Source organism: Rhodoferax sp. UBA5149, assembly GCF_002413825.1.
Taxonomy (GTDB): Bacteria; Pseudomonadota; Gammaproteobacteria; order Burkholderiales; family Burkholderiaceae_C; genus Rhodoferax.
The window spans coordinates 17,335-19,488 of the sequence record NZ_DHXT01000198.1; the positions used below are offsets into that span (position 1 = coordinate 17,335).

Sequence of the window (2,154 nt, forward strand, 5' to 3'; positions counted from 1 at the left end):
TGGTCGTTTGCCTGGATTCGGGCGCCGGCAACTACGACCAGCTCTGGCTCACCAGCAGTCTGCGCGGCATGGCCAGCGGTGTGCTGAAGGTTGAAATCCTGACCGAAGGCGTGCATTCGGGCGACGCCAGCGGCCTGGTGCCATCGAGTTTTCGCATCATGCGTCAGGTGCTGGACCGGCTTGAAGACAGCGCCACCGGCCGCCTGCTGCCCCCCTCGTTTCATTGCGACATACCGGCCGATCGCCTGGCCCAGGCACAAGCCACGGCGGCGATCCTGGGCGATGAGGTGTACAAGCGCTTCCCGTGGGCGCACTACGACTGTGGCGGCTCCAGTACCTTTGCGCTGCCCACCACCAGCGACCCCCTGCAGGCCCTGCTGAACCGGACCTGGGCGCCGACGCTCAGCGTGACCGGCGCCGAGGGCTTTCCTGACTTTAAAAACGCGGGCAACGTGTTGCGGCCCTACACCGCCTTCAAGCTCAGCCTGCGGTTGCCGCCACTGATTGACGCGGCAACCGCGGTCCAGCAACTCAAGACCCTGCTGGAAGACAACGCACCCTACCAGGCGCGGGTCACCTTCGAGAACGCGGGGGCGGCCACCGGCTGGAATGCGCCCGGTACGGCGCCGTGGTTCGAGCAGGCGCTCGATCAGGCCTCGCAAGCTTGTTTTGGCGCCCCCTGCGGCTACATCGGCCAGGGCGGCACCATTCCGCTCATGAACATGCTGTCCGAGGGTTTTCCGAAGGCGCAAATGATGGTCTGTGGTGTGCTGGGTCCCAAGAGCAACGCGCATGGACCCAATGAGTTTTTGCATGTGCCCTACGCCAAGAAACTGACAGCGGCGGTGGCCCAGGTCATTGCCCAACTACCCTTATGACTACCGAAACCGAAAGCACACTCTCCACTTTTGTGGCCAGCGACGGCGACAACATCGCCATCCAGGACTGGCCGCTGGAGCCGCGCACGCCCTTGCGCGGCGTGGTCGTTCTGGTGCACGGTTTGGGCGAACATGCGGGACGCTATGACACGCTTGCCCGTTTGCTCAATGACTGGGGTTTTGCGGTGCGCGGCTATGACCAGTATGGCCATGGCGAGTCGGGCGGACCGCGTGGTGGCCTGCCGACGGACACCCGTTTGCTGGAAGACCTGGCCGATATCGTGGACAGCACGCGCGCCCGCATGGACCCCAAAACGCCGCTGATATTGCTGGGGCACAGCATGGGCGGGCTGGTGGCCGCGCGCTTTGTGGCGCTGGCGATCCGCCCGGTGGCGGCCCTGATCTTGTCCTCGCCCGCGCTCGACCCGGGGCTCAATGTGGTGCAGAAACTGCTGGTGGCGGTACTGCCCAAAATCGCGCCCAATCTGCGCGTCGGCAACGGGCTGGATGCGTCGCTCATTTCGCACGATCCGGCCGTCGTTGCCGCTTACCAGAAGGACCCGCTGGTGCATGACCGCGTTTCAGCTCGGCTGGCGCGCTTCATCGCCGACGGCGGGGCGGCCACCTTGGCGCTGGCGCCGACCTGGAAAGTGCCCACCCTGTTGCTGTACGCCGGTGCCGACAAGCTGGTCAATCCGGCTGGCAGCCGGGCCTTTGCGGCAGCGGCCCCGAAACAGGTGCTCACATCACGTTGTTTTGAGACGCTCTACCATGAGATATTCAATGAGCTCCAACCGGTGCCTGTGTTTACCGAGCTCAAGCGGTGGCTTGACGCGCGGTTTTAGGTCGCCAGCCGGCGGCCCTGCTGCAGCCTGAGCCACACCAGTAACGCTGCCGTCAATGCCACGGGCAGCAGCGAGCCGAAATTCAGCAGCACCCAGCCACGGGTCGTGACCAGCACGCCGGAGGAAAAAGAACTCAAGGCCAGTGTCGCGAAGACAAAGAAATTCAGGGCGCCCTGGGCCCGGTCTTTCTCCTCGGGCGAGTAGGTTTGCAGGGACAGCGTGGTGCTGCCCGTGAACAGGAAATTCCACCCTACACCCAGCAGAAACAACGCGATCAAAAACTGTTGCAGGTCCACACCGGAGAGGGCCACCACGATGCACAAGGCGTTGAGCGCGACGCCCACCCCCATGATGGGCAGTGTGCCAAAGCGCTTGATCAAATGGCCGGTGAAAAACCCGGGCGCGAACATGCCAATCACATGCCATTCCAG

Annotated in this window: 3 protein-coding genes; 2 read left to right on the top strand and 1 reads right to left on the bottom strand. The window is 63.9% G+C overall.

Annotation, left to right across the window (positions count from 1 at the left end):
- Both B3V69_RS17805 and B3V69_RS17810 read left to right on the top strand, forming a co-directional pair.
- A partial coding sequence (locus B3V69_RS17805; RefSeq protein WP_296448365.1) for a peptidase dimerization domain-containing protein occupies positions 1-878 on the top strand: 878 nt, incomplete at its 5' end.
- Positions 875-1,723, top strand: a complete 849-nt coding sequence (locus tag B3V69_RS17810) for an alpha/beta hydrolase (protein WP_296448367.1) — start codon at positions 875-877, stop codon at positions 1,721-1,723. The genes B3V69_RS17805 and B3V69_RS17810, both read left to right, overlap by 4 nt.
- On the opposite strand, the gene B3V69_RS17815 is transcribed toward B3V69_RS17810, so the two are convergent.
- On the bottom strand, positions 1,720-2,154 hold a 435-nt coding region (locus B3V69_RS17815; RefSeq protein ID WP_296448369.1), incomplete at its 5' end, for an MFS transporter. The genes B3V69_RS17810 and B3V69_RS17815 overlap by 4 nt on opposite strands.

Coding starts and splice junctions, on each gene's coding strand:
- B3V69_RS17810 (WP_296448367.1), top strand. CDS start 875: ATGACTACCGAAACCGAAAGCACACTCTCCACTTTTGTGGCCAGCGAC.